Origin of the sequence: Domibacillus indicus (assembly GCF_023715895.1) — a bacterium.
Taxonomy (GTDB): domain Bacteria; phylum Bacillota; class Bacilli; order Bacillales; family Domibacillaceae; genus Domibacillus; species Domibacillus indicus_A.
Map to the genome: position 1 here is coordinate 45,662 of NZ_JAMBOO010000014.1, position 22,467 is coordinate 68,128.

Sequence of the window (22,467 nt, forward strand, 5' to 3'; positions counted from 1 at the left end):
TGCACAATGAAAATTACTAAGCTTTCATTATACAAAGTCCCGCCGAGATGGCTGTTTTTAAAAATCGAAACCGATGAAGGCATCTCAGGCTGGGGTGAGCCTGTCGTAGAAGGACGTGCGGAAACAGTCAGAGCAGCGGTGGAGGAACTCTCCAGCCTGCTCGTCGGCCGCAATCCGAATGACATTGAAGATTTGTGGCAGACGATGTACCGGGGCGGTTTTTACCGGGGCGGCCCCATCTTAATGAGCGCGATCTCAGGTATTGAGCAGGCGCTTTGGGATATTAAAGGGAAGTATTACAACATCCCTGTGTATGAAATGCTGGGCGGAAAAGCCCGTCAGAAAATTAAAGTTTATTCATGGATTGGCGGCGACCGGCCGGCAGACGTTGCGGCAGCGGCGATCGAAAAGCAAAAGCAAGGGTTCCAGGCTGTGAAAATGAATGCTTCCGAAGAAATGAATTACATCGACAGTTTTTCTAAGGTGGAAAAAGTGATCGAGCGGGTCGCGTCAATTCGCGAAGCGCTTGGCAAAGACTTTGGCATCGGTGTTGATTTTCACGGCCGTATTCATAAAACAATGGCGAAAACCCTTGTGAAAGAGCTGGAGCCGTACCGTCCTATGTTTATTGAGGAGCCGGTGCTGCCGGAAAACAATGAAGCGCTTCGCGACATTGCGCTTCATACCACATGCCCAATTGCGACAGGTGAGCGCATGTACACGAGATGGGGCTTTAAGCAGCTGCTCCAGGACGGGTATGTCGATATTATTCAGCCCGATTTATCCCATACAGGCGGTATTTTAGAAGGTAAAAAAATTGCGGCGATGGCAGAAGCATACGATGTGGCGGTTGCGCCGCATTGTCCGCTTGGTCCAATGACACTGGCCTCTTCTATTCATTTGGACGCATCGACGCCGAATTTTATTATTCAAGAGCAAAGCCTCGGTATTCATTACAACGAGGGCATGGACATCTTAGACTATATAACCAATCCGGACGTTTTTCATTATGAAGACGGATATGTGAGCATCTCAGATGAACCGGGTCTTGGCATTCATATTAATGAAGAAAAAGTAAAAGAAGCGGCAAAAATCGGCCACGACTGGAAAAATCCGATCTGGCGCCATGAAGATGGCAGCATAGCGGAATGGTAAAGGAGGAGCAAAATGACTTTTCATGGCATTATACCGCCGGTTGTCACGCTGTTTGATGAAGCGGGAAATTTAGATATTTCTTTGAATAAGCGTTATTTGGACGAGCTTTTGTCACGGAATGTAGATGGACTTCTTTTGATGGGAAGCTCTGGAGAGTTTTCTTCTCTGACGATTGAAGAGAGAAAGCTGTATGTGCGCGAAATGATCAAGCACATTAACGGACGCGTGCCGGTCATGGTCGGTGTCGGCCACTCAGCATTAAAAGAAGTGATTGAGCTGACCCATTATGCCGAAGAGCAGGGAGCAGACGGTGTGCTTGCGGTCAGCCCGTATTATTGGAAGCTGTCGGAAGAGCAGCTGTATCGCTTTTTCTCTGCTTTAGCATCTGAAACGAGCCTGCCGGTGTTCCTTTACAATATTCCGATGCTGACCGGCCAAACGTTATCCATCGAGCTTATTCAAAAGCTTGCGGCAGCGTACCCAAACATTGCCGGCATCAAAGAAACGATCAGCGATTTTGGTCATATCCGGCAGGTCATTGCTTCTGTGAAAAAAATTAGGCCTGATTTTCTCGTTTTTACCGCTTTTGATGATCACCTGCTTCCAGGCCAAATGATCGGCGCAGATGGAAGCATTAATGGAAGCGCTGTTTTTATGCCGGAGATCTCTGTTGATTTATATAATGCTTATCAGCAGGGGGAGCTGCATGAAGCAGAGCGCCAGCATCAGCATCTGTCTCAATTAATGGACATCTATGCCGTCTGTCCGACGTTTTTTACGGCCATGAAAGAAGCCGTTCATCAGCGCTGGTTTGATCAGCCGGCCGGACACCGCGCTCCGTTTGATGTGTATCCAGCAGATTTAACAGAAAAAACAGCCGCTATTTTAAATACAATAAATGAGAAAGAAGGGGTTCAATTATGAAAGAAACGCGTGAATTTTTAGAGAGCTTAGGTTATCCTTCGTCTGATCCAGGTGAGCTGCCGACATCGACCAAAACTTTTCCGGACGGTGCACAATATCGAATTGAGCTTCCAAGTGTGGAAGGGCCTGAAGCATTAAAAGCGACGCTGGCGGAAATTGACCGTCTTGGCCTGACCATTCACCGCATTTCACAGGGAAGCGGCATTATGCTGCAGACCGATGAAGAAATCAAGGAAATGTGCGAGCTGACAGCGGAACGCGGCATTGAATTAAGCCTGTTTGTCGGTCCGCGCGGAACATGGGATATTAGTGCAGGGCCGCTTACTGCCGCCGGAAAAGCGCAGGCACTTCGTCATGAAGGAGCAAACCAGCTTGTATACGCGATGGAAGACTTAAAGCGCGGTGCGGCACTCGGCCTTCGTGGAGCGCTTGTTGCCGATGAAGGGCTTTTGCTCCTGACGAAAGAAATGAAAAAGCAAGGGCAGCTGCCGGAGGATTTTGTGGTGAAAGTGTCGGTTCAAATGGGATCGGCTAACCCTGTGTCAGTGCGGCTAATGCAGGACATCGGAGCAGATACATACAACGTGCCGACCGGGTTAACGCTGTCAAAGCTCGCAGCGATCCGCCAGGCTATTGACATTCCTATTGATTTATATGTGGAAGTGCCGGACAATTTCGGCGGATTCCTCCGCTACTATGAAATTCCGGAAATCATCCGAGTGCTCGCGCCGGTTTACATTAAATTCGGCTTGCGCAACCATCCCGACGTGTATCCGTCAGGAAAGCAGTGGGAAAGCACGAATATTTCTCTTACCCAGGAGCGTGTACGCCGCGCATCAATCGGCATCCAAATGATTGAACGGTACTGCCCAGATGCCAAAACGTCAAAGCTCGGAGCCGAGGGGCTTGGCATCGCCAAAATCGTAAAAGAAGCACCCATGAATTAAGAAAAGGAGCGGAATAACATGACTTTTAAAGTATTGTTGACAGATTATGAATTTGCCCATCTTGAGTACGAAGAGCAGGTTTTCAATGAAAGCGGTCTCGACATTGAATTTATCAAAAAACAATGCAAAACAGAAGAAGACGTGATTGAGCACGCGAAAGAAGCAGATGCTCTTTTAAATCAATACGCGCCTATTTCAAAACGTGTGATCGATTCTCTTGAACGAACAAAAGTCATTTCCCGGTATGGTGTCGGCGTCAACACAATCGATATCGACGCTGCTCAGGCAAAAAACATTACCGTAGCCAATGTGCCGGATTACGGAATGGAAGAGGTATCGAATCATGCGCTCGCCTTGCTGCTGTCATGGGCTCGAAAAGTGACCCTATTAAACAATGAGGTCAAGCAGGGAAACTGGGATTTTAAAGCGTGTGTGCCAATCCACCGTTTTGATAAACAGACCGTTGGCGTACTCGGTTTCGGCCGAATTCCGCGCCGCTTTATTGAAAAGGTAAAGCCGCTCGGGTTCCAAACAGCTGCCTATGATCCGTTTGTGTCAGCCGAAGAGATGGCAGCGGCGGGCGTTCAAAAAATGGAACTGGATGAAATCATCAAAGAGTCAGATTACTTGTCTGTTCACGTTCCGCTTATTAAAGAAACACATCATCTATTAAACGCTGAACGATTCAGCCAGATGAAGAAAAATGCTGTGGTTATCAATACAGCCCGGGGCCCGATTATTGATGAAAAAGCCCTGGCTGACGCGCTAGAGCAGGGCATCATCGCCGGCGCTGCGCTGGATGTTACAGAAGAAGAGCCGGTCAGTAAAACAAGTCCGCTCCTTCAAATGAATAACGTTATCATTACACCGCACAGTGCCTGGTATTCAGAAGAAGCCATGATTGAACTGCGCCAAAAAGCAGCGAAAAATATTGTGCAAGTTTTAAAAGGCGAACAAACGCCTTATGCGCTTACGTAAGAAAGGCGGAATGGAAAAATGAAATTAGCCCTGTTTTCAGCAGAAGAAAAGCATCACCTCGGCGTTGTCCGGGGTGATCACATCGTCAGCTTAACGGCGATCGATCCTGAAACGTATCCACCCTGCATTAAAACATTTATCCAGCGGGGGAGCACAGTTCCTTCCCTTGAAGGACAGCCGTCGTTTTCTTTAGAGGATATTAACATTGACGTCCCCATCGCCTCACCGGAAAAAATCATTTGTGTCGGCTTGAACTATATTGATCATTGCCATGAAACAGGCATGGAACCGCCGAAATCACCGGTTATTTTTTCGAAATACGCAAACGCGTTAACCGGCCATCATACCGCTGTAGAAATACCCGTTAATTCAAATGAAGTAGATTTCGAAGCGGAGCTGGCTATCGTAATCGGCAAAGAAGCAAAACATGTCTCAGAGGAAGAAGCAGAAGAATTCGTTTTTGGCTATACGATCATGAATGATATAAGTGCCAGGGACCTGCAGTTTGCGGATGGACAGTGGTCACGCGGCAAAACAGCGGACACCTTTGCGCCAACGGGCCCGTATGTCGTGACGCGTGACGAAATCGGCAATCCACACGATCTAGCTATTTCACTGACATTGAATGGCGAAACGATGCAGGATTCCAATACGAGCAATTTGATTTTTACGGTTCCACAAATCGTTTCCTTTTTATCGCAATCTATGACGTTGAAGCCGGGAGACTTAATCGCGACTGGAACACCGCCGGGCGTCGGAATGGGCCGCAGCCCGAAAGTGTGGCTGAAGGACGGGGACCAAATGGACGTAACAATCGAAAAAATTGGTACGCTGTCCAATCATGTACGTGGAAGATCATAAACGAGAAAGAAGAGGATGAACATGGATGTTGTAACCGTGGGCGAAACGATGACCTTATTTTCACCAAATGAGCACGGCCAGCTGCGCCATGCTCATTCTTTTTCTATGAAGTTTGCTGGTGCGGAATCCAATGTTGCCATCGGATTAAGCCGTCTTGGCCATAAAGCGCGCTGGATCAGCCGATTAGGTGAGGACGAATTTGGTGATGCAATGGAGATTTTTATTCGTGGAGAAGGTGTGGACGTATCGTATGTTACACGCGATGAGCGGGCGCCAACCGGTGTATTTTTTAAAGAATTCCGCCGTCCGAATGATACGCGCGTTTATTACTATCGGAAAGATTCCGCTGCCAGCCAGCTGACGGCGGATCATATTAAGGCAGAAGCCATTAAAGGAGCCGCTTATCTGCATATAACCGGTATTACACCGGCTCTCGGTGAATCGTGCCAGTCTGTCATGGACAAAGCGATTCGGCTGGCGAAAGCGAACGGGGTAAAGATTGTGTTTGATCCAAATGTGCGTCTGAAAATCTGGAAAAGTGAAGAAGAAGCACGCCGGCTGATCAAACGGTATATAGCAGAAAGCGACATTGTATTGCCAGGTGAAGCGGAGGCCGAATTTTTATTTGGCAAAAAAGATAGATTCGCTTATGTAGAAGCATTTCATGATCTCGGTGCAGACATTGTCCTGATGAAAGTCGGAAAAGAAGGATGTCTTGTATCACAAAGAGGAAAAGCAGTGGAGCATGTTTCCGGCTTTTATGTGGAGAGAGTGATCGATCCGATCGGTGCAGGTGACGCGTTCGCCGCTGGCGTTTTATCGGCTTTATTGGATGGACTGTCCGTTGAGGAAGCGGCCAGGCGAGGCAATGCAATGGGTGCGATGGTGACCATGGTAAATGGAGATGTCGAAGGGCTGCCTAACCGAGCGGACCTGTTTTCTTTTATGAATGGCGGATCGGATGATGTAACGAGATAGAAAGGAGAAACATACATGAATCAGCTTGAACGATTAAAAGAAGGTAAGCTGGTCGCAGTGATTCGTGGCGCCCAGCCGGAACAAGTGATACCAATTGCACAGGCGCTGCAAGAAGGCGGGATTGTCTCGCTTGAAATCACAGCCGATACGCCTAAAGTGTGTTCTGTGATCGAAGGAGTAAAAGAAACATTTGGGGACAATATCATTGTTGGAGCCGGCACGGTGCTGGACCCGGAAACCGCCCGTGCCGTCATTATGGCGGGAGCGGAATTTATTTTCTCTCCGACCGTTAATGTGGAAACGATTAAAATGGCGAAGCGCTACGGTGTAATCAGCATTCCAGGCGCACTGACGCCAACTGAAATTTTAACAGCGTATGAACATGGGGCTGATTTGATCAAAGTTTTTCCAGCCGGTGCAATGGGAGCCGGATACTTTAAAGATTTAAAAGGGCCGCTGCCGCATATCCCGCTTATGCCAACAGGCGGCATCACTCTCGATAATATAGCGGACTACTTTAAAGCCGGCGCAGCAGCAGCCGGGCTGGGCAGCGCCCTTGTGAATCCTGCGAAGCTTCAAACCGAGGAATCCTATAAGGAGCTGACCAAAATGGCGCAGGCTTTTTCAGAGCTAGCTGCTGGCTGGTAAGGCGTTTCTTTTGAATAAGGCACAACAGCAGACGTCGCTTTTGCTCTTAAGAGCAAAAGCTTTTTTATCGGTATGCCGTTACTTTACAGAGATTATCTAGTTTCGAAGGAACAATTTTGTTCCATACATATCATTTTCCACTGAGTCATCCAAACGAAACAGCACATATGATCCTAGAGAATGAAGAATATACGGAAAGCTTTAGTAAAGTGCAATAGCGATATTTAAAAAACGGTTAGTATGCAGCATCAGGTACTAAGTGTAAAAGCAAAGTTCCAGGATACTAGGATTCATTTTTATATTTTAGGAAACATAAGAGCACCTTAACACTACTGTTGGTGCTCTTTACTATTCATTATAGGAACTACTGCATTTTGTAGGAATTCAGCCGTTTTCTGGCAGAGTTTTGTTTTGTCGTAATCGGCATATGATTTAATGCTTTTCCTAAACCATAGTGAGGCATATTTCCATAGATCGATTCATAATCTCCATTTTTTACTTGATAGGTTTCATGATAAATTCCCACAGCGGGGTTGTTACCGACCTTTTTATTAAAGTTGGCCCATGCTGTTAAATGCTTTTCATTTTTAGCATAAGCGAGTAAGTCATCCATTGAACGCCAATATTGAATCATACAAGTGGTTCTAAGCCCAAAATAGCTTTCCATTGATAGGAAGCCCAATTCATCCTTGTTTGTATAAAGCTCCCGAATCATTCCAGGCATCGCGTTAAATACCGGCAGCCACTTATTTAATGCGATGGGCTTGTTAATTCGCATGCCAATGATAAAAACGACAATATCTTCTGTATTCTCCGTTGTATAACGACCAGGATAAATATGCTTGCCCATCAGGAACCCCCCTCATTTAACAGCTTGTTAAGAGTATCTTCACACCAGGCAACAGCAGCTTCCGCTATCCTTTTTCCATAGTCTAATGTAAACAGCCAATACATTGCATCCTCGGATTTCTCTTTATGATTGGCAATGGCCTGTTCAATCGCTGCATACGTTTGATAACGAGTTTCTAAATCCCGTTTATAACTCTCCAGCAGCAATAGAGTTCTTTCTTTAGGCTGATGGCGGCTAAAAAATAATTTAAGTAATAGTTCATTTCGTTCAACAGGCAATTGTTGGATGGGCTTCTCTAACCAGCTCTTTAAAGTTTCTTTTCCTTTTGAAGTGAGGTAGTACTCATTTTTATCTGGCTTTCCCGGGGTGGATGAAATCCGAACTTCTGCAAATCCCTCTTCGACAATGGATTTTAATGTTGGATATATCTGGCCATAACTAATTTTCCAGAAATGATTCAAGCTTTGATCAATAAACTGCTTAATGGCATAACCAGATTTACAGTCTGTCGTTAATATTCCTAAAATGGCGTAAGTAGTATCACTGTAACTTTTCAAATTACTCACCCTATCTAAAAGATATATATCATTTAGATATATAATATAGAACAAATCAAAAAAATACAAGTGCTTATTGGGAAAAATAACTAATTTAGCAAAGAGCCATAGTGCTGCTTCTTTTTAGAAAAAAGCGGGCTGCCAATACTGCAGACCGCCGAACAAAAAATTATAACGAAATATTTATTATATTTAACCGTGTTTTATTTTTTTACAACAAAACCCACTGATGCTTGAAATATCAGCGGGTTTTGTTTTTTTAAAAGTTAGCATCATTACGTAATAGGAGCTGGGTTGAATAGGGCTAAATCATTATGCAAACCCCAATGCTCTGCCCAGGTTTTCTTGTGTCCACTTGCAACATCTAAAATGAATCGGAAAATTTCCCACCCAACTTCTTCAATGGTCGCTTCTCCGGTAGCGATCGTTCCAGCATTGATATCAATAAGATCTTTCCATTGTTCAGTTAAAGAATTTCGTGTAGATACTTTGATGACGGGGGCCATAGCCAGACTATAAGGTGTTCCTCTTCCTGTGGTAAACACTTGAAGATGCATGCCCGAAGCCAGCTGTAACGTTCCACAAACAAAGTCACTAGCGGGTGTAGCTGCAAAAATCAGTCCTTTTTCTGTCGCTTTTTCACCAGGAGCCAGTACGCCTGATATAGAGCTTCTTCCTGATTTAGCAATAGAACCTAGGGATTTTTCTACAACATTGGCGAGTCCGCCTTTTTTGTTTCCGGGAGAGGGATTGGCGCTTCGGTCAGCATCACCCAAAGCAAGATATTGATCATACCAGTCCATTTCTTTTATTAAAGCCTGCCCGACTTCTTCATTGATAGCACGCGGCGTTAACAGATGAATAGCATCGCGCACTTCTGTAACTTCTGAAAATAACACCGTTGCTCCTGCTCTAACTAATAAATCCGCAGCATAGCCGACTGCCGGATTAGCCGTTACACCCGAGAAGGCATCACTTCCCCCGCATTGCGTGCCGATAACCAGTTCAGAAACCGAACATGTTTCACGCTGCCTTTGGTTTAATTTTATCAATCGTTCCTCAGCCATTTCCATAATGGACTGAACCATGCCCGCAAATCCTGGCTGATCCTGAAGGGAAATAATATCAGATTCTTTCCCGTTTGGGTTGATTCTCATTGGCGAAAGTTTCTCGCAGCCCAGGCCCACGACCAAGGCTTCGCCCCCGAAATTCGGGTGTTTCGCCAGGTTTTGAATCGTGCGAATAGGAATAACTGCTTCAGGGGCATTGATCGCCACTCCGCAGCCATAATTGTGGTTTAGGGCAACAACATCATCAACATTAGGATACTTCGGGAGAAGCTCTTTTTTAATGCGATTTACCACAAAATCCAGCACACCTACTACACATTGAACACTTGTTGTAATGCCTAAGATATTCTTCGTTCCTACACTGCCATCTTCATTGCGAAATCCTTGAAACGTATACCCTTCAAGAGGGGGCAGGGTTTCCGGTATGTTCGTTGCTAACGGTAATTCACTGAGATTTGGAGATTGAGGCATTTTGACTAATGATTCCTCAACCCAGCTGCCTTTTTCGATTGGTTTTAGCGCATGCCCGATCACTTCACCATAGCGAATAATAGGTTCATTCTCACTTATATCTGCTAAAGCTACTTTGTGCCCCTGAGGAACTCTGTCTTTCAATTCAAGGCCGTTTGGAAAATGGGTTCCTTTGTCCAGTCCTCCTGTATTCACAATAATGGCCACATTGTCTATTTCATTAACTTTGATATAAAGTGGTTCAACAGCTTGCATGCTTTTTGTGTTCATCAGAATCGCCTCCGTGTAAGCACTTTTATAATTAGCTAATCTATCACTCTGTTCATAAGGTAATACGCATATTCCTAGAAAAAAGTATTCCACTTTATTTTCATAACCCGGCGAGATATAAGTAGAACGGAAGTAAAATCACCATAATGAATCCGTATATCCAATTCCACCTGATTGCAATGTTTATCAGTTTTTCCCTTAAAGAGTAAGCAATTAAATTATTAACAGCGGTCGCTGGTGATAAAACATTTGAAATGCTCCAGCTGCCGAGAAGGGCAATCGCAAAATAATGGATAGAAAAATTCAAATCACTTGGTTTAATACTTGTAATTAATATGGTAACGACAACAATTGGATGAAGGCCGCCCATCGCTGTTCCAACAATAATAATAGACAGTATGATTGTCATCATGACAGGAGAATGACCGAACATACTGCTGAACGCTCCAACCAGCATTCCGCTCCACTCTGAGGCAACAAAAGCGGAACTGAATAGGCCAGCCAGCAAAAATAAGGAAATTTCCTGATTTAAGTTCGGCAAAGTGATCATAATATGTTTTTTTACTTCCTCTTTGTAAAGAGGGATGGTTCCTTTGAAACAACACCAAATCGCAGGGAAAAACAACGCGGTAAAGCCGATCGAAACAATCATGTTAACAAACGTAAAATGTTCAATAAGTAAAACGGTGCCGGTTGTCACAAACAGCAGTGAGATAAGTTCAAACAATATACGCCGCGTTCCAGGAAGAATGGGAACAGCTTCTTCTCCCGTCTCTATCTCGCTTAAGCGCTCTTCTTCACGTTTTATCACTTTTCCTTCCAGCAAAAAGCCGACAAGAAAGGAAAGAAGAGAAAACCCAATTGCATATAAAGCAATTGAAGTCCACTTTATATGCAGCTGGCTAATGACAAGTGCCATAGCCGCAAAATATGGTGACCAGGCAACCGCTCCGGCAAAGCCCCTGTTCAGCGCATTCGCAATCAGTCGATTTGATTTTACATTAGAGGCGCTTGATAAATAATAGTTGATTGAAATTGCACCTACATTAATAACGGCACCAAGAAGGTGGGTTAAAAGAGCGATACTTATATAGAAAAACGAGGCACTGTTTCTTTTCTTATATAAGATGGATCGTAAGGACTCAATGTAACCCCCTGTACGGAACGGAATCCCAAGGATAGGGGTAAGAACAAAGATTGCAACAATAGTTAAATTGACAAGAGCGCCGCTTATGATTATATTTATCCATTTTTCCTGGCCAATGAGCAGTAAAATGGTCAATGCAGCGAGTCCCCCCATTAATTTAGCTGTCATTCCTTTTAATGAAGGGATCGAAATAAGAATAAAGGTAAATACCGTGAAAGAGACCAGCCATTGAAACCAAACGGGTTGGGAAAAGGTCATGATTATATAGCTAAGAGCTAAAAAGATAGACATCCCTTGCTTCATTTGCATCAACTCATTTTCTAACAGTCTTATATATTGGATTGCATATTAGAAAAAGTAATGGTATATCATTTCCTCAATCATCCTTTTGCCTGTCGATATCATGAAAAGCTTTATTCTTGTGTAAGAGAGTACTGAAGTACTTTATTACGGACAAAATCAAGATGCTGATACATATGGATAAAGGCTTCTTGAGGGTTCCGCGCCTCAAGGGCCGCATAAATCGCTTTATGGTACTCTAAAGTCCGTTCACGCTCTCTAATTTGAATTAAACTATTAATTCTATTATGGGTGATTAAAAGAGAGTCAATCATTCCTTCAAGAACTGGATTGTTAGCGCTTAGGGCAATAATCAAATGAAATTCTTTGTCCGCATTGCCATAGTCATCATCATTACTGTTGGCAATCGCATCGATTGTTGCTTTTAATCTTGCAAGCTGTTCGTCTGTTATCTTCTCAGCTGCTATAGTCACAAGCCCTAACTCCAGTGCCATACGCGCTTCAATGATAGCGGGTAAGTTATCGGTTGCCAGGGCCAGCATAACAGAGAAGGGGTGGGTACCGATTTTATTATTAAAAAAAGTTCCTTCGCGTGTTTTCCGTGTAATAACACCGAGCGTTTCAAGGGCACTAAGGGCTTCCCGCAATACCGACCTGCTCACTTCCAGTTCTTCCATGAGTTCCATTTCAGGAGGAAGCTTGTCACCGGCTTTCAATTGTCCGCTGACGAGCAGCTGTACAATCCGTTCTACTACCTGTTTTGAAAGAGTATTGCGGTTCACTGATTGAACCCCAAGCTTTCTTGCTGAAGCATTCATTGTTTCACCTCTTTTCTGTATCATTCCGCATATAATCATATTGTAGGACTAATCATATGGTAGACTGATTGCTTTGGCTCAGGAGACGACAAAGCAATCCGGGAAAACGGTGAATGCGCCGCTCATGAAGAGGGCGCGTTCACTAAAAAGAACTTACCTAACAAAGCAAGGGCGCTTCGGATCAAACGTCCATCCTGGAACCAAATACTGCATAGCGAGTGCGTCATCGCGTGCACCGAGTCCTTTTTCTTTATACAGCTGGTGGGCTTTTTCCAGCTGCTCCATATCAATTTCTACGCCTAGTCCTGGTTTTGTTGGAACATCGACCATTCCACCTGCGATCTTAAACGGTTCTTTTGTGAGGCGCTGGCCATCCTGCCAGATCCAGTGTGTATCAATAGCGGTGATTTTCCCAGGGGCAGCGGCTGCCACATGCGTAAACATAGCCAGTGAAATATCAAAATGGTTGTTCGAATGAGATCCCCATGTTAATCCCCAGTCATGGCACATCTGCGCGACCCGGACAGAACCCTGCATCGTCCAGAAATGGGGATCTGCCAGCGGAATATCAACCGATTGAAGCTGGATGGAGTGCCCCATCTGACGCCAGTCTGTGGCAATCATATTAGTTGCAGTAGGAAGCCCTGTCGCACGTCTGAATTCGGCCATCACCTCACGAGCTGAGAAGCCGCCTTCTGCTCCGCAAGGATCTTCTGCATAAGCAAGAACATGGTGCTGATCCCGGCATAAGCGGATGGCGTCTTTTAACAGCCAGCCGCCGTTCGGGTCCAGGGTAATGCGTGCTTCTGGGAACCGTTCTGCCAGTGCCGTGACGGCTTCGATTTCTTCTTCACCCCGTAAAACCCCGCCTTTTAATTTAAAATCATTAAAGCCATAGCGGGCGTGGGCCGCTTCTGCGAGGCGGACAACCGCTTCAGGGGTTAACGCTTCTTCATGACGGAGGCGGAACCAGTCATCCTCTGCATCTGCTTCGTTCCGGTAATCCAGGTCTGTTTTGTTCCGGTCTCCTACGTAAAAGAGGTAGCCCAGCATTTCCACTTTGTCCCGCTGCTGTCCTTCACCCAAAAGAGCGGCGACTGGAACGCCAAGGTATTTGCCGACTAAGTCGAGAAGAGCGGCTTCTAAAGCGGTTACAGCATGGATCGTAATGCGGAGGTCAAACGTCTGCAGGCCGCGTCCCGCTGCATCCCGGTCCGCAAACTGGCGGCGTACGTTATTTAAAATATTGTTGTAGGTGCCGATAGACTGGCCCACAACGAGTTCACGTGCATCTTCAAGCGTCTGGCGGATTTTTTCGCCGCCCGGGACTTCACCCACACCGACATTTCCTGCATTGTCTTTCAGCAGCACAATATTACGCGTAAAGTAAGGGGCGTGAGCTCCGCTTAAATTGAGGAGCATGCTGTCATGGCCCGCAACGGGAACGACGTTCATTTCTGTAATAATAGGCGTACCTGTCTGGACGTTTTCCTGGATTAATTGAGTGTTCATATTTTTTCTCTCCTCTTCAAATTAAGATAATAGATTACGATTTTAATTCAACCCGCTTAATTTCACCTACAAGGAACAGGTAGCTGCAGATCGCGACTAATGCATTGGCACCGACGAAAACAAGCGCCCCGTTAAATGAACCGGTTGTGGCAATAATGTAGCCGATAATGATTGGCGTCGTAATACCGGCAATGTTGCCGAAGGTATTGAAAAGGCCGCCGCTGACGCCGGACATTTCTTTTGGCGATGTATCTGCGACCACTGCCCAGCCAAGTGCGCCAAACCCTTTTCCAAAGAAGGCAAGAGCCATAACAAAGATAACTACCCATTGTGTATCAACATAATTTGCGGCAACTAACGTCATAGACAATAACATGCCGACCACAATTGGTGTTTTACGGGCAACCGTTAAAGAGAAGCCTTTGCGAAGCAGGAAATCTGAAAACGTTCCTCCTAAAATTCCACCCACAAATCCGCAAATCGCAGGCAGGGAAGCGACAAAACCAACTTCAAGAATGGTCATGCCTCTTTCCTGTACAAGATAGACAGGAAACCAGGTAAGGAAAAAGTACGTAAGCGTTGTAATACAGTATTGGCCAAGGTAAACGCCTAAAAGCATACGGTTTGTCAGCAGCTGCTTAACCTGGCTCCAATTAATGCCTTTCTTTTTTTCTTTCTTTGTTTCCGTTTGATCCATGTTGATCAGGGCGCCGCCATCTTCAATATAAGTAAGCTCGGCCTCGTTAATCCGCGGATGTTCCTTTGGACTGTGGATTACTTTCATCCAGATAAAAGCTACGATGATTCCGACCGCTCCCATAAAGAAGAAAACATATTCCCAGCCGAGTTTATATGCAATATAACCCATAATCGGTGCGAAGAGAACGGTTGCAAAATACTGTGCTGAGTTAAAGGTAGCTGCCGCTGTGCCGCGTTCATGGCTTGGAAACCAGGAAGCAACGATTCGGCTGTTGGCAGGAAAAGAAGGAGCTTCTGCCAATCCAACGAGAAACCGGAGTGCAAATAAAGCCACGATAGCTGTTCCGGCAGAGCCTAAAAATCCAATAAATCCTTGTAAAAGAGTAAATACTGACCATATAAAGATGCTCCAAAAGTATACTTTCTTCGAACCGAACCGGTCTAGCAGCCAGCCGCCAGGAATTTGTCCGGCTACATAGGACCAGGCAAAAGCAGAGAAAACGTATCCCATCATGACAGAATCAAGGCTAAGCTGACTCGACATTTCTGGTCCTGCGATCGAGAGAGTAGCGCGGTCAGCGTAGTTAATCGCTGTAACAACAAACAGCATAAAAACAACAAACCAGCGTACGCGTGTTTTTTTCTGAGCGCCAGGAGCTATTGGAGAGGGCTGAAGGATTTTTTCTGGATTAGCCATATACACACTTCCTTTTTGAAATATTTAACTTTTAATAACGCTTTCAAATAAGTAAATTTAATAGTTCAACAGATATTTAAAATATCCAACTTCTGATACCGCTTTCAAACGAATGAATTTAATAGTTCAATACTATAGAATTGTCTCAATCAAAAGCAACACTCCTTTTGTAAAATTCAAATTATTTTATTTTGTCCAATAGTAAGACAAATATAATTGTTTGTCAACCGTCTTTCAGAATGATTTTATGGCTGAAGTATGTCGTCAAAATCGCTATATTATCAGAAGAAAGCCGGCATTTTGGATAAAACTTTCAGAAAATAAAATTAAAAGTTGACCGATAAATAAATTTGTCTTACAATAAAACAAAAAACACAAGGGGGATATACTATGAATCAAAATCGTCAAGCTCCGACCGGAATTTTAGGATTCCCGATTGCACCATTTACAAAAAACAACCAGCTAGATGAGCAGGCACTGGCCCAAAATGTACAGGATTTACTGGATGATGGGCTGGAAGCGATCTTTGTTGCATGCGCCGCAGCGGAATATCCATCATTAAGCAAGAGTGAATATGAAGCGATGGTAGAAATTGCCGTATCGGTGACCGGCGGGAAAGTACCGGTTTACACAGGTGTAGGGGGCAACATTCAAACGTCTTTGGAACTGGCCCAAATTTCAGCAGACAAAGGCGCAGATGGCTATCTGATTTTGCCGCCATATCTTGTAACAGGCGAACAGGAAGGGCAGGCTGCTTACTTTAAAGCGATTTCCGAAAGCACAGATTTAAATGCGATTGTCTATCAGCGTGACAATGTATCTTTTTCAATCTCTACTTTGGAAACGCTTGCTGAAGTGCCGCAGGTGGTCGGTGTTAAAGACGGCCTTGGCAATATGGAGTTAAATACACTGCTCACACAGACATTTGGAGACCGTTTTGGATGGCTGAACGGAATGCCGCTGGCGGAAGTGACAATGCCGGCGTATATCCCATTAGGTTTTGATTCGTATTCATCGGCAATTTCGAATTACATTCCGCATATCTCACGGAAGTTTTACACGAGCCTGCAAAACGGCGATCAGGAAACCGTTCGTGATATTTTTAAACATGTGATTCTGCCAATCCACAATATCCGCTGCCAGCGCAAGGGATATGCCGTTTCGCTCATTAAAGCGGGAATGGAGATTGTCGGCAAGCCGGTTGGCGAACACGTAAGACTGCCGGTTCTTCCTGTGGAAAAAGAGCATTACGCACAAATGGAAAGCATCCTGAAAAATGCACTGGACCGTTTTCCAAAAGAAACAGCTGTACAACCAATCCAATAAAAGGCCGGATTATGATGACAACAACAATTGACACAAAAACATACCTTAATTTTATCAATGGCGAATGGGTTCCTTCCGTTTCAAATGAAGTGGAAAAAAGCTTGAATCCAGCAGATAGAAATGAAGTCGTCGGCTATGTACAAAAATCAACAGCCGATGATTTGAACCAGGCGGTGGCCGCAGCGAAAGCAGCGAAAGAAGGATGGCGCAAGCTGTCAGGGGCAGCCCGTGGGGAGTACCTGTTTAAAGCGGCTTACATTTTAGAAAAAAGAATCGATGAAATTGCGGAATGTGCCACACGGGAAATGGGCAAAACGTTTGCGGAAGCAAAAGGCGAAACAGCCCGCGGCATTGCCATCTTAAAGTATTATGCAGGAGAAGGCATGCGCAAAGTTGGCGATGTCATTCCATCTACGGACAGCTCAGCCCTTATGTTTACAACACGTGTACCGCTCGGAGTAGTCGGAGTCATTACTCCTTGGAACTTCCCGATTGCGATTCCCATCTGGAAAATGGCGCCGGCGCTTGTGTATGGCAACACGGTCGTCATGAAGCCGGCAACAGAAACAGCGGTTACAGCTGCTAAAATTATTGAGTGCTTTGAAGAAGCCGGATTCCCAGCTGGCGTCGTTAATTTAATTACGGGACCAGGCAGAACGATCGGCCAGGGCATCGCCGATCATAAAGATATCAACGGCATTACGTTTACCGGTTCTAACGGCGTTGGCAAGCAGATTGGCCAGGCAGCGCTGGCACGCGGGGCAAAATACCAGCTTGAAATGGGCGGGAAAAATCCAGTGATTGTGGCGGCCGATGCCGATCTTGATTTGGCAGTGGAAGCGGTTGTAACAGGCGCTTTTCGTTCAACGGGACAAAAATGTACGGCAACAAGCCGGGTGATTGTGGCATCTGAAGTGTTTGATGAATTTAAAGAAATGCTCGTTCAAAAAACAAAAGAGATCACGATTGGCAGCGGCCTTGACAGCAGTACATGGATGGGGCCGTGTGCAAGCGAAAATCAGCTGAATACGGTTCTTTCTTATATTAATAAAGGGGTAGAAGAAGGCGCCACGCTTCTTATCGGAGGAAAACGCGCAGAGGAAGGAAGCCAGGCAGACGGATACTATGTGGAACCAACCATTTTTGACAATTGCACGCCGGATATGGCCATTGCAAGAGAAGAAATTTTTGGTCCAGTGATTGCTCTTTTAAAAGCAGAATCTGCGGAAGAAGCGCTGAAGCTTGCGAATGATACCGAGTACGGCTTAAGTGCTTCTATCTTTACAACGAATATTGGGCACCTGCTGTCTTTCGTACAAGATATGGATGCCGGCTTGATCCGTGTAAATGCAGAAAGTGCAGGCGTAGAGCTGCAGGCTCCATTCGGCGGCATGAAGCAATCCAGCTCACATTCCCGTGAGCAGGGAGAAGCCGCGAAAGAATTCTTTACATCTATTAAAACTGTATTCGTTAAATAAAACGTTTGTTGAGAAAGGAAGAAGAAAAGTGTGGATCGTAACCGTTTTTTCTGAAAAACAGGTACGCATGTTTGAATACAGTAGTGAGAATGATACACGATCGGCAATGAAGAATTTATCAGGAACAGCCTTTCTAACCAATGTAATATAAAAAAAGCATGACAAGGTTAACCTTGTCGTGCTTTTTTTATATCGATAAAAGTATTTAAATATTATGCCTGTCAAAAGCCTAATACATTGCTTTTATAAAGATATGAGGCGGATTTCAACAGGGTTTCCCATTATGTTTTCACTTGTATTTTAAGTTAGGTTTGAGTATTCGTTGACTGCATTTTTCGTTTGATTAGAACTATAAATTGAGAGAAAATCTTTATCTTTCCACGTGGTCTTCGAATGATGTGGATGAAAGTCTAAACTGTAAAATGTTAATGCAATCTGTTGACTTATAATAATATTTGTCTTACAATTAAACAAAAGAATAATTTAAAAGTTAATGAAACTAAGGTGATAAAAAAACACTAGTACAAATATTTAGAAAGTTAATTTGTTAAATGTATACTTGTTTCTAAACAGATAATTAAACATGAGTTTGACCTAAATTCTTAGAAAGTTTTGAAAGGGATTACAAAAAGTAAAAAACCTTGTTAAGCGGGAAAAGTTCAAGCATTTGATTCTTTGCTAGCTCCTAAAAAAAGATTTTAAACAAGAATAATTTGAAAGCGATTACAATAAACTAGTTTGATGAGAGGTACTAAAAGAAATCCATACTGCATTCAATGTAACAACTTAGTTAAATCGAATAATAGATAGGAGTCGGGGTTCATGATTCTAAAGAATGTTATAGATTTAAGGAAGAATATAAGAAAACATCGACAAGATATGTACGAATTAGCAAATTGCAAAGGAATAGCTCATCCTGATGTTATAAAAGCCAGCCAACAATTAGATGAAGAAATTGTAAGATTACAAAAAATTATTCAGGAAATTCGTTTATTCTCATAGTGAACATTTCTTAAGAAGTATATCAACATATCGATGTCTGTAAGCGTCAATTAAAGTTATGTTACGCAATGCTGGAGACACCTAATTTTAAGAAATAAGTGGATGAGTATAAGATAATGTTTAGCAAGTAACTGTATCCTCAGAATAGTTAGCTATTAGCTAATTATGTAAAAAATCATTTGATTGAACAAAAATTAGCGCCGCATTCCCCTTCAAAATCTTCGATTTAGTGGGGGTTAGGCGCTAAGGTCTTTATTCTCCCTGTTCTTCTCTATATTTTTTCATTACACCGATTGCTGCTTCTTACTTATCATCACTCATACGGATTCTTTTTTGTTTTACAATTGTTTTCCATTTTGATACGATCAACATATTATAAGGCCTAAAAAATGGAAAGGAGGGTTTGATGATGAAAGTTGCGAAGTCGCTGCTTCATAAAATTACAAATCAGACAGAAATCTTCAATGCTACGCTGGATATTTATAATGACGCTTTGGCTTATGTGATTGAGATCATCGACAAAGAGTTTGATGATACCGAAAGCCTGACAACAAAGTCGATTGTGCCGGCAGTGGAAAAACTGATTCATGCAACCAAATCAAAACCTCAACCTAAGTACAAGGAATTTAACGATCGTTTCTATAAATTTCCATCCTACTTTCGCAGAAGTGCCATTGCTTCTGCTTTTGGCAAAGTAAAGAGCTTCCGCTCTAACTATCAGAACTGGGAAAAAGAGCAGCAATACGCTCTTTCCGAAGGAAAGAAATTCAAGAAACAGCCTCCGAGGCTGCAGGTGAAGCATAAAGAGTTCCCCGTTTTTTATAGAGGGAATATGTTCAACAGAACATCCGATACGACCGCGCAAATTAAGGTATTCCATCAGAATGACTGGGTATGGGTGGATATCAAATTCAAAGGGCAAGACCATTATAAGCGCGGTGTTTGGGAGTGGAAAGAGAACAATCCTAAGTTGATTAAGCGGGGAAAGAAATTCTTCCTTTCTATCAGTTATGAAAATAAAGTCACTTTAACGAAAATGCCTATTCAAGAGCAAAAAGTGTGTGCGGTAGATCTTGGACTGACGAATTCTGCGGTTTGTTCGGTTATCGATGCAACAGGCACTGTCTTAGGCCGGACATTTATTGACCAGCCTAAAGAAAAAGACCGTCTGCAGACGTTAACGAACAAACTGCGGAAAGTCCAGCGGGCAAGCGGCCGTATTCATGCACCGAATTTTTGGCGGCAGATCAATGGGTACCAGCAGCATATTGTCCGCGACACAAGCCATGAAATTATAAAATTTGCAGCAAAGCATGGCTGTAGCGTCATCGTATTCGAATACCTAAGCAGAATGAAAATCCCGAAGGGGTTCTATGGAGCCAGGAAACTTCGTTTCAAGCTTCACGGGTGGCGGAAAATAGGCATCCAGAACAAGGTGGAAGAAATGGCGCACTGCCTGGGTATGCGCATTTCGCGGATCAACCCGCGAAACACCAGTGCCCTAGCGTTCGATGGATCTGGAAAGGTGGAACGGAACCCCAAAAAAGACCTTGCCACGTTTTCAACGGGTAAAGTCTATCACGCGGATTTATCTGCTTCCTATAATATCGGAGCCCGTTATTTCATTCGGGCTTTCCAAAAATCCACTTCGGAAACGAAATGGTTGTCTCTTCAGGCAAAAGTTCCTGAGCTGGCAATAAGGACATCTCAGACCTTGTCTTCGTTCATTAGTCTCCATCATGCACTTGGGTTTCCGAAGGAAGCTTAACTAGCTGATGTTGTACCGTATTCAAGATAAGGGATGCTCCATCAAAATCTTTGATTTAGGTGGAGAGGTTCACCGGCACCAAAAATATTTTTACTTTATGAGCGAGTTAGTCTAAGAAGATAAATAAAAAACTTAGCGAGCAGGAGTGTACCTAATCATAAGTGCACCTAAACAAAAGTATACCTTTGAATAGGTAGACTTTTGTTTTATTAGGATTCGCATAAGTTTCGCTTTTACGCGACATTCACTTTGAGCGTCAAATACTTCACTGATAGGTTAAAAAAGTTCTAAAAAGAAAGTAAATCATTCTAAAGCGGTCGTTTGCGAGACAGTATTACAAGAGTGTAAATGTTCATTTTATTTTGAATGTTGATCAATAGTTGATCGAAACGGTTGATTTGCTTCACCATTCAATGTCCATTGTCTTTAAAAATGTTATATGTTATATTGGCACTACACTTATTAAATATCTTTAATAAGTTTTCAAATATAATCTATGGCCACTTATTAAAGATATTTAATAAGTTTTAGTTGGTAAATAGTTGGATGAATGATTAGCTGTTCCAAAATCGGTGAAGAAGGTGATACTTCGAGGGATTCGTACAGCTCTTTTAAAACTGAGAAGTGCCAGAAAGGTTAAACTTAGCCAAGCATTAGGGATGAGGTTCACCGCAGTAAGCAAGTTCCTGGCACAACTGATCACAAAATAATGAATGGTGAGGTTTAAATATGGCAATTTTCCTTTTAGTCATTATTTACTTGGCTTTTATCAGCTTAGGTTTACCCGATTCATTGCTGGGAGCAGCATGGCCAGTGATGCAATCAGACTATGGAGCTCCGCTTGAGACTGCTGGATTTCTTTTTATGATGATTGCAGGTGGTACCATTATCTCCAGTCTGGCTAGCGGAAAGATACTCGAACGGTTTGGGACTGGCAATGTCACCTTTGTCAGCTGCTTCATGACTGCAGGTGCTTTGCTGGGGTTTCATTTTGCCCCATCGCTTGTATGGTTAATGATATGCGCCATACCACTTGGATTAGGTGCAGGAGCTGTTGATACAGGATTAAACAATTATGTTGCTGTACATTACAAAGCACACCATATGAGCTGGCTGCATTGTTTTTGGGGAGTCGGGGCTACTTTAGGTCCTATCATAATGGCTCAGTTTATTTCAGGACAACATTCTTGGAGAAGTGGGTATCTTGTGATTGCTGGAATTCAATTCGCATTGGTTGTCATTCTCTTCTTCACTTTGCCCCTATGGAACAGAGGAACAAAAAACAGCAATATCGCTTCAAATGAAGAGCCGGAGAATTCGAAAGATGCATTTGATAACGAAGATGCTCAACATGTAAAACCTTTACAAATTAAAGGCGTTAAACTGGCTCTGATGTCCTTCTTGTTTTATTGCGGGGTGGAAGCAACAATGGGTCTTTGGGGAAGCAGCTTTCTGGTAAACGTCAAGGAGCTACCGGCAGCAGTTGCTGCCCAATGGGTTTCCCTGTATTACGCTGGAATCACAATCGGCCGATTTGTTACAGGCTTTATTACCTTTAAAATGAATAACCATACTCTCATGCGGAATGGGCAAATCATAGCGTTGGCGGGTGCTGCACTTCTATTCCTGCCATTGCCGTCCACTTTCTCGCTTGTTGGTTTTATCATGGTAGGATTCGGATTAGCACCGATCTTTCCATGTATGCTGAATGAAACACCCATACGTTTCGGGAAGAAGCACTCCCAGACCATTATGGGCTATCAAATGGCTGTCGCCTATACAGGCAGTACCTTCATGCCGCCTCTTCTCGGTTTCATGGCATCTCATTTAACAATAGGAATTTTCCCGTTTTGTATCGTTATTTTTGTTGCAATAATGTTCCTGAGTTCAGAAAAGCTAAACAGCTTGCTGAAAAAGAATGATGTATTAAAGGGAAAAGAAACAAGCTCAACAACATTCTAATTATGCGGGATCCAAATATACAAAGTTCATTGTTTTTAATGAAAGAAAA

At 43.7% G+C, this 22,467-nt stretch carries 19 protein-coding genes; 12 read left to right on the top strand and 7 right to left on the bottom strand.

Going from position 1 to position 22,467, the window contains the following annotated elements; genetic code table 11:
* The first annotated feature begins 6 nt into the window (after window positions 1–6).
* The 7 genes from dgoD to M3221_RS17135 are packed head-to-tail and all read left to right on the top strand — an operon-like array spanning window position 7 to window position 6,491.
* Complete coding sequence (gene dgoD / locus M3221_RS17105; protein WP_251272938.1) at window positions 7–1,155, top strand: galactonate dehydratase; 1,149 nt, start codon at window positions 7–9, stop codon at window positions 1,153–1,155.
* Between the two features lie 12 nt (window positions 1,156–1,167).
* Window positions 1,168–2,079, top strand: coding sequence for a dihydrodipicolinate synthase family protein (locus M3221_RS17110; protein ID WP_251272939.1), 912 nt, complete (start codon window positions 1,168–1,170; stop codon window positions 2,077–2,079).
* Window positions 2,076–3,026, top strand: a complete 951-nt coding sequence (locus M3221_RS17115; RefSeq protein ID WP_251272940.1) for a U32 family peptidase — start codon at window positions 2,076–2,078, stop codon at window positions 3,024–3,026. The genes M3221_RS17110 and M3221_RS17115 overlap by 4 nt, the downstream gene beginning before the upstream one ends.
* Window positions 3,027–3,044: 18 nt before the next feature.
* Entirely contained in the window at window positions 3,045–4,004 is a 960-nt protein-coding gene (locus tag M3221_RS17120) for a C-terminal binding protein (RefSeq protein WP_251272941.1), read from the top strand.
* Window positions 4,005–4,022: 18 nt separating this feature from the next.
* On the top strand, window positions 4,023–4,865 hold the full coding sequence (locus M3221_RS17125) for a fumarylacetoacetate hydrolase family protein (RefSeq protein WP_251272942.1): 843 nt from the start codon (window positions 4,023–4,025) through the stop codon (window positions 4,863–4,865).
* 21 nt (window positions 4,866–4,886) lie between these two features.
* Window positions 4,887–5,843, top strand: a complete 957-nt coding sequence (locus M3221_RS17130; protein ID WP_251272943.1) for a sugar kinase — start codon at window positions 4,887–4,889, stop codon at window positions 5,841–5,843.
* 15 nt (window positions 5,844–5,858) lie between these two features.
* The gene (locus tag M3221_RS17135; protein WP_251272944.1) at window positions 5,859–6,491 is read left to right on the top strand and encodes a bifunctional 4-hydroxy-2-oxoglutarate aldolase/2-dehydro-3-deoxy-phosphogluconate aldolase; all 633 of its coding nucleotides are present in this window, start codon (window positions 5,859–5,861) and stop codon (window positions 6,489–6,491) included.
* Between the two features lie 364 nt (window positions 6,492–6,855).
* On the opposite strand, the gene M3221_RS17140 is transcribed toward M3221_RS17135, so the two are convergent.
* From M3221_RS17140 to M3221_RS17170, 7 genes are all read right to left on the bottom strand, one after another.
* Complete coding sequence (locus M3221_RS17140) at window positions 6,856–7,341, bottom strand: DUF4188 domain-containing protein (RefSeq protein WP_251272945.1); 486 nt, start codon at window positions 7,339–7,341, stop codon at window positions 6,856–6,858.
* Window positions 7,341–7,898 carry a PadR family transcriptional regulator gene (locus tag M3221_RS17145; RefSeq protein WP_251272946.1) on the bottom strand — a complete coding sequence of 186 codons (558 nt, stop codon included), beginning with the start codon at window positions 7,896–7,898 and terminating at the stop codon, window positions 7,341–7,343. The genes M3221_RS17140 and M3221_RS17145 overlap by 1 nt, the downstream gene beginning before the upstream one ends.
* A gap of 275 nt (window positions 7,899–8,173) precedes the next feature.
* Entirely contained in the window at window positions 8,174–9,709 is a 1,536-nt protein-coding gene (garD, locus tag M3221_RS17150) for a galactarate dehydratase (protein ID WP_285881030.1), read from the bottom strand.
* Window positions 9,710–9,809: 100 nt separating this feature from the next.
* Window positions 9,810–11,159 (bottom strand): hypothetical protein, encoded by a 1,350-nt coding sequence (locus M3221_RS17155; RefSeq protein WP_251272947.1) that lies wholly within the window; start codon window positions 11,157–11,159, stop codon window positions 9,810–9,812.
* A 110-nt stretch (window positions 11,160–11,269) separates the two neighbouring features.
* The gene (locus M3221_RS17160) at window positions 11,270–11,974 is read right to left on the bottom strand and encodes a FadR/GntR family transcriptional regulator (RefSeq protein ID WP_251272948.1); all 705 of its coding nucleotides are present in this window, start codon (window positions 11,972–11,974) and stop codon (window positions 11,270–11,272) included.
* 153 nt (window positions 11,975–12,127) lie between these two features.
* Entirely contained in the window at window positions 12,128–13,486 is a 1,359-nt protein-coding gene (gudD, locus tag M3221_RS17165; RefSeq protein ID WP_251272949.1) for a glucarate dehydratase, read from the bottom strand.
* A gap of 34 nt (window positions 13,487–13,520) precedes the next feature.
* On the bottom strand, window positions 13,521–14,882 hold the full coding sequence (locus M3221_RS17170) for an MFS transporter (RefSeq protein ID WP_251272950.1): 1,362 nt from the start codon (window positions 14,880–14,882) through the stop codon (window positions 13,521–13,523).
* Between the two features lie 390 nt (window positions 14,883–15,272).
* On the opposite strand from M3221_RS17170, the gene kdgD reads away from it, so the two are divergent.
* From kdgD to M3221_RS17195, 5 genes are all read left to right on the top strand, one after another.
* Window positions 15,273–16,208 (top strand): 5-dehydro-4-deoxyglucarate dehydratase, encoded by a 936-nt coding sequence (kdgD, locus tag M3221_RS17175; RefSeq protein ID WP_251272951.1) that lies wholly within the window; start codon window positions 15,273–15,275, stop codon window positions 16,206–16,208.
* A 14-nt stretch (window positions 16,209–16,222) separates the two neighbouring features.
* Window positions 16,223–17,686, top strand: a complete 1,464-nt coding sequence (gene gucD, locus M3221_RS17180) for an alpha-ketoglutaric semialdehyde dehydrogenase GucD (RefSeq protein WP_251272978.1) — start codon at window positions 16,223–16,225, stop codon at window positions 17,684–17,686.
* A gap of 822 nt (window positions 17,687–18,508) precedes the next feature.
* A complete protein-coding gene (locus tag M3221_RS17185; RefSeq protein ID WP_251272952.1) occupies window positions 18,509–18,688 on the top strand; it encodes an aspartyl-phosphate phosphatase Spo0E family protein in 180 nt (59 codons plus the stop codon).
* 409 nt (window positions 18,689–19,097) lie between these two features.
* Entirely contained in the window at window positions 19,098–20,456 is a 1,359-nt protein-coding gene (locus M3221_RS17190; protein ID WP_251272953.1) for an RNA-guided endonuclease TnpB family protein, read from the top strand.
* 729 nt (window positions 20,457–21,185) lie between these two features.
* A complete protein-coding gene (locus M3221_RS17195; protein ID WP_251272954.1) occupies window positions 21,186–22,418 on the top strand; it encodes an MFS transporter in 1,233 nt (410 codons plus the stop codon).
* Window positions 22,419–22,467: the final 49 nt, after the last annotated feature.

What these genes read in the sequence shown, in the direction of transcription:
- dgoD (WP_251272938.1), top strand. Translation starts at nt 7, where the DNA reads ATGAAAATTACTAAGCTTTCATTATACAAAGTCCCGCCGAGATGGCTG.
- M3221_RS17110 (WP_251272939.1), top strand. Translation starts at nt 1,168, where the DNA reads ATGACTTTTCATGGCATTATACCGCCGGTTGTCACGCTGTTTGATGAA.
- M3221_RS17115 (WP_251272940.1), top strand. Translation starts at nt 2,076, where the DNA reads ATGAAAGAAACGCGTGAATTTTTAGAGAGCTTAGGTTATCCTTCGTCT.
- M3221_RS17120 (WP_251272941.1), top strand. Translation starts at nt 3,045, where the DNA reads ATGACTTTTAAAGTATTGTTGACAGATTATGAATTTGCCCATCTTGAG.
- M3221_RS17125 (WP_251272942.1), top strand. Translation starts at nt 4,023, where the DNA reads ATGAAATTAGCCCTGTTTTCAGCAGAAGAAAAGCATCACCTCGGCGTT.
- M3221_RS17130 (WP_251272943.1), top strand. Translation starts at nt 4,887, where the DNA reads ATGGATGTTGTAACCGTGGGCGAAACGATGACCTTATTTTCACCAAAT.
- M3221_RS17135 (WP_251272944.1), top strand. Translation starts at nt 5,859, where the DNA reads ATGAATCAGCTTGAACGATTAAAAGAAGGTAAGCTGGTCGCAGTGATT.
- M3221_RS17140 (WP_251272945.1), bottom strand. Translation starts at nt 7,341, where the DNA reads ATGGGCAAGCATATTTATCCTGGTCGTTATACAACGGAGAATACAGAA.
- garD (WP_285881030.1), bottom strand. Translation starts at nt 9,709, where the DNA reads ATGAACACAAAAAGCATGCAAGCTGTTGAACCACTTTATATCAAAGTT.
- M3221_RS17155 (WP_251272947.1), bottom strand. Translation starts at nt 11,159, where the DNA reads ATGAAGCAAGGGATGTCTATCTTTTTAGCTCTTAGCTATATAATCATG.
- M3221_RS17160 (WP_251272948.1), bottom strand. Translation starts at nt 11,974, where the DNA reads ATGAATGCTTCAGCAAGAAAGCTTGGGGTTCAATCAGTGAACCGCAAT.
- gudD (WP_251272949.1), bottom strand. Translation starts at nt 13,486, where the DNA reads ATGAACACTCAATTAATCCAGGAAAACGTCCAGACAGGTACGCCTATT.
- M3221_RS17170 (WP_251272950.1), bottom strand. Translation starts at nt 14,882, where the DNA reads ATGGCTAATCCAGAAAAAATCCTTCAGCCCTCTCCAATAGCTCCTGGC.
- kdgD (WP_251272951.1), top strand. Translation starts at nt 15,273, where the DNA reads ATGAATCAAAATCGTCAAGCTCCGACCGGAATTTTAGGATTCCCGATT.
- gucD (WP_251272978.1), top strand. Translation starts at nt 16,223, where the DNA reads ATGACAACAACAATTGACACAAAAACATACCTTAATTTTATCAATGGC.
- M3221_RS17185 (WP_251272952.1), top strand. Translation starts at nt 18,509, where the DNA reads ATGATTCTAAAGAATGTTATAGATTTAAGGAAGAATATAAGAAAACAT.
- M3221_RS17190 (WP_251272953.1), top strand. Translation starts at nt 19,098, where the DNA reads ATGAAAGTTGCGAAGTCGCTGCTTCATAAAATTACAAATCAGACAGAA.
- M3221_RS17195 (WP_251272954.1), top strand. Translation starts at nt 21,186, where the DNA reads ATGGCAATTTTCCTTTTAGTCATTATTTACTTGGCTTTTATCAGCTTA.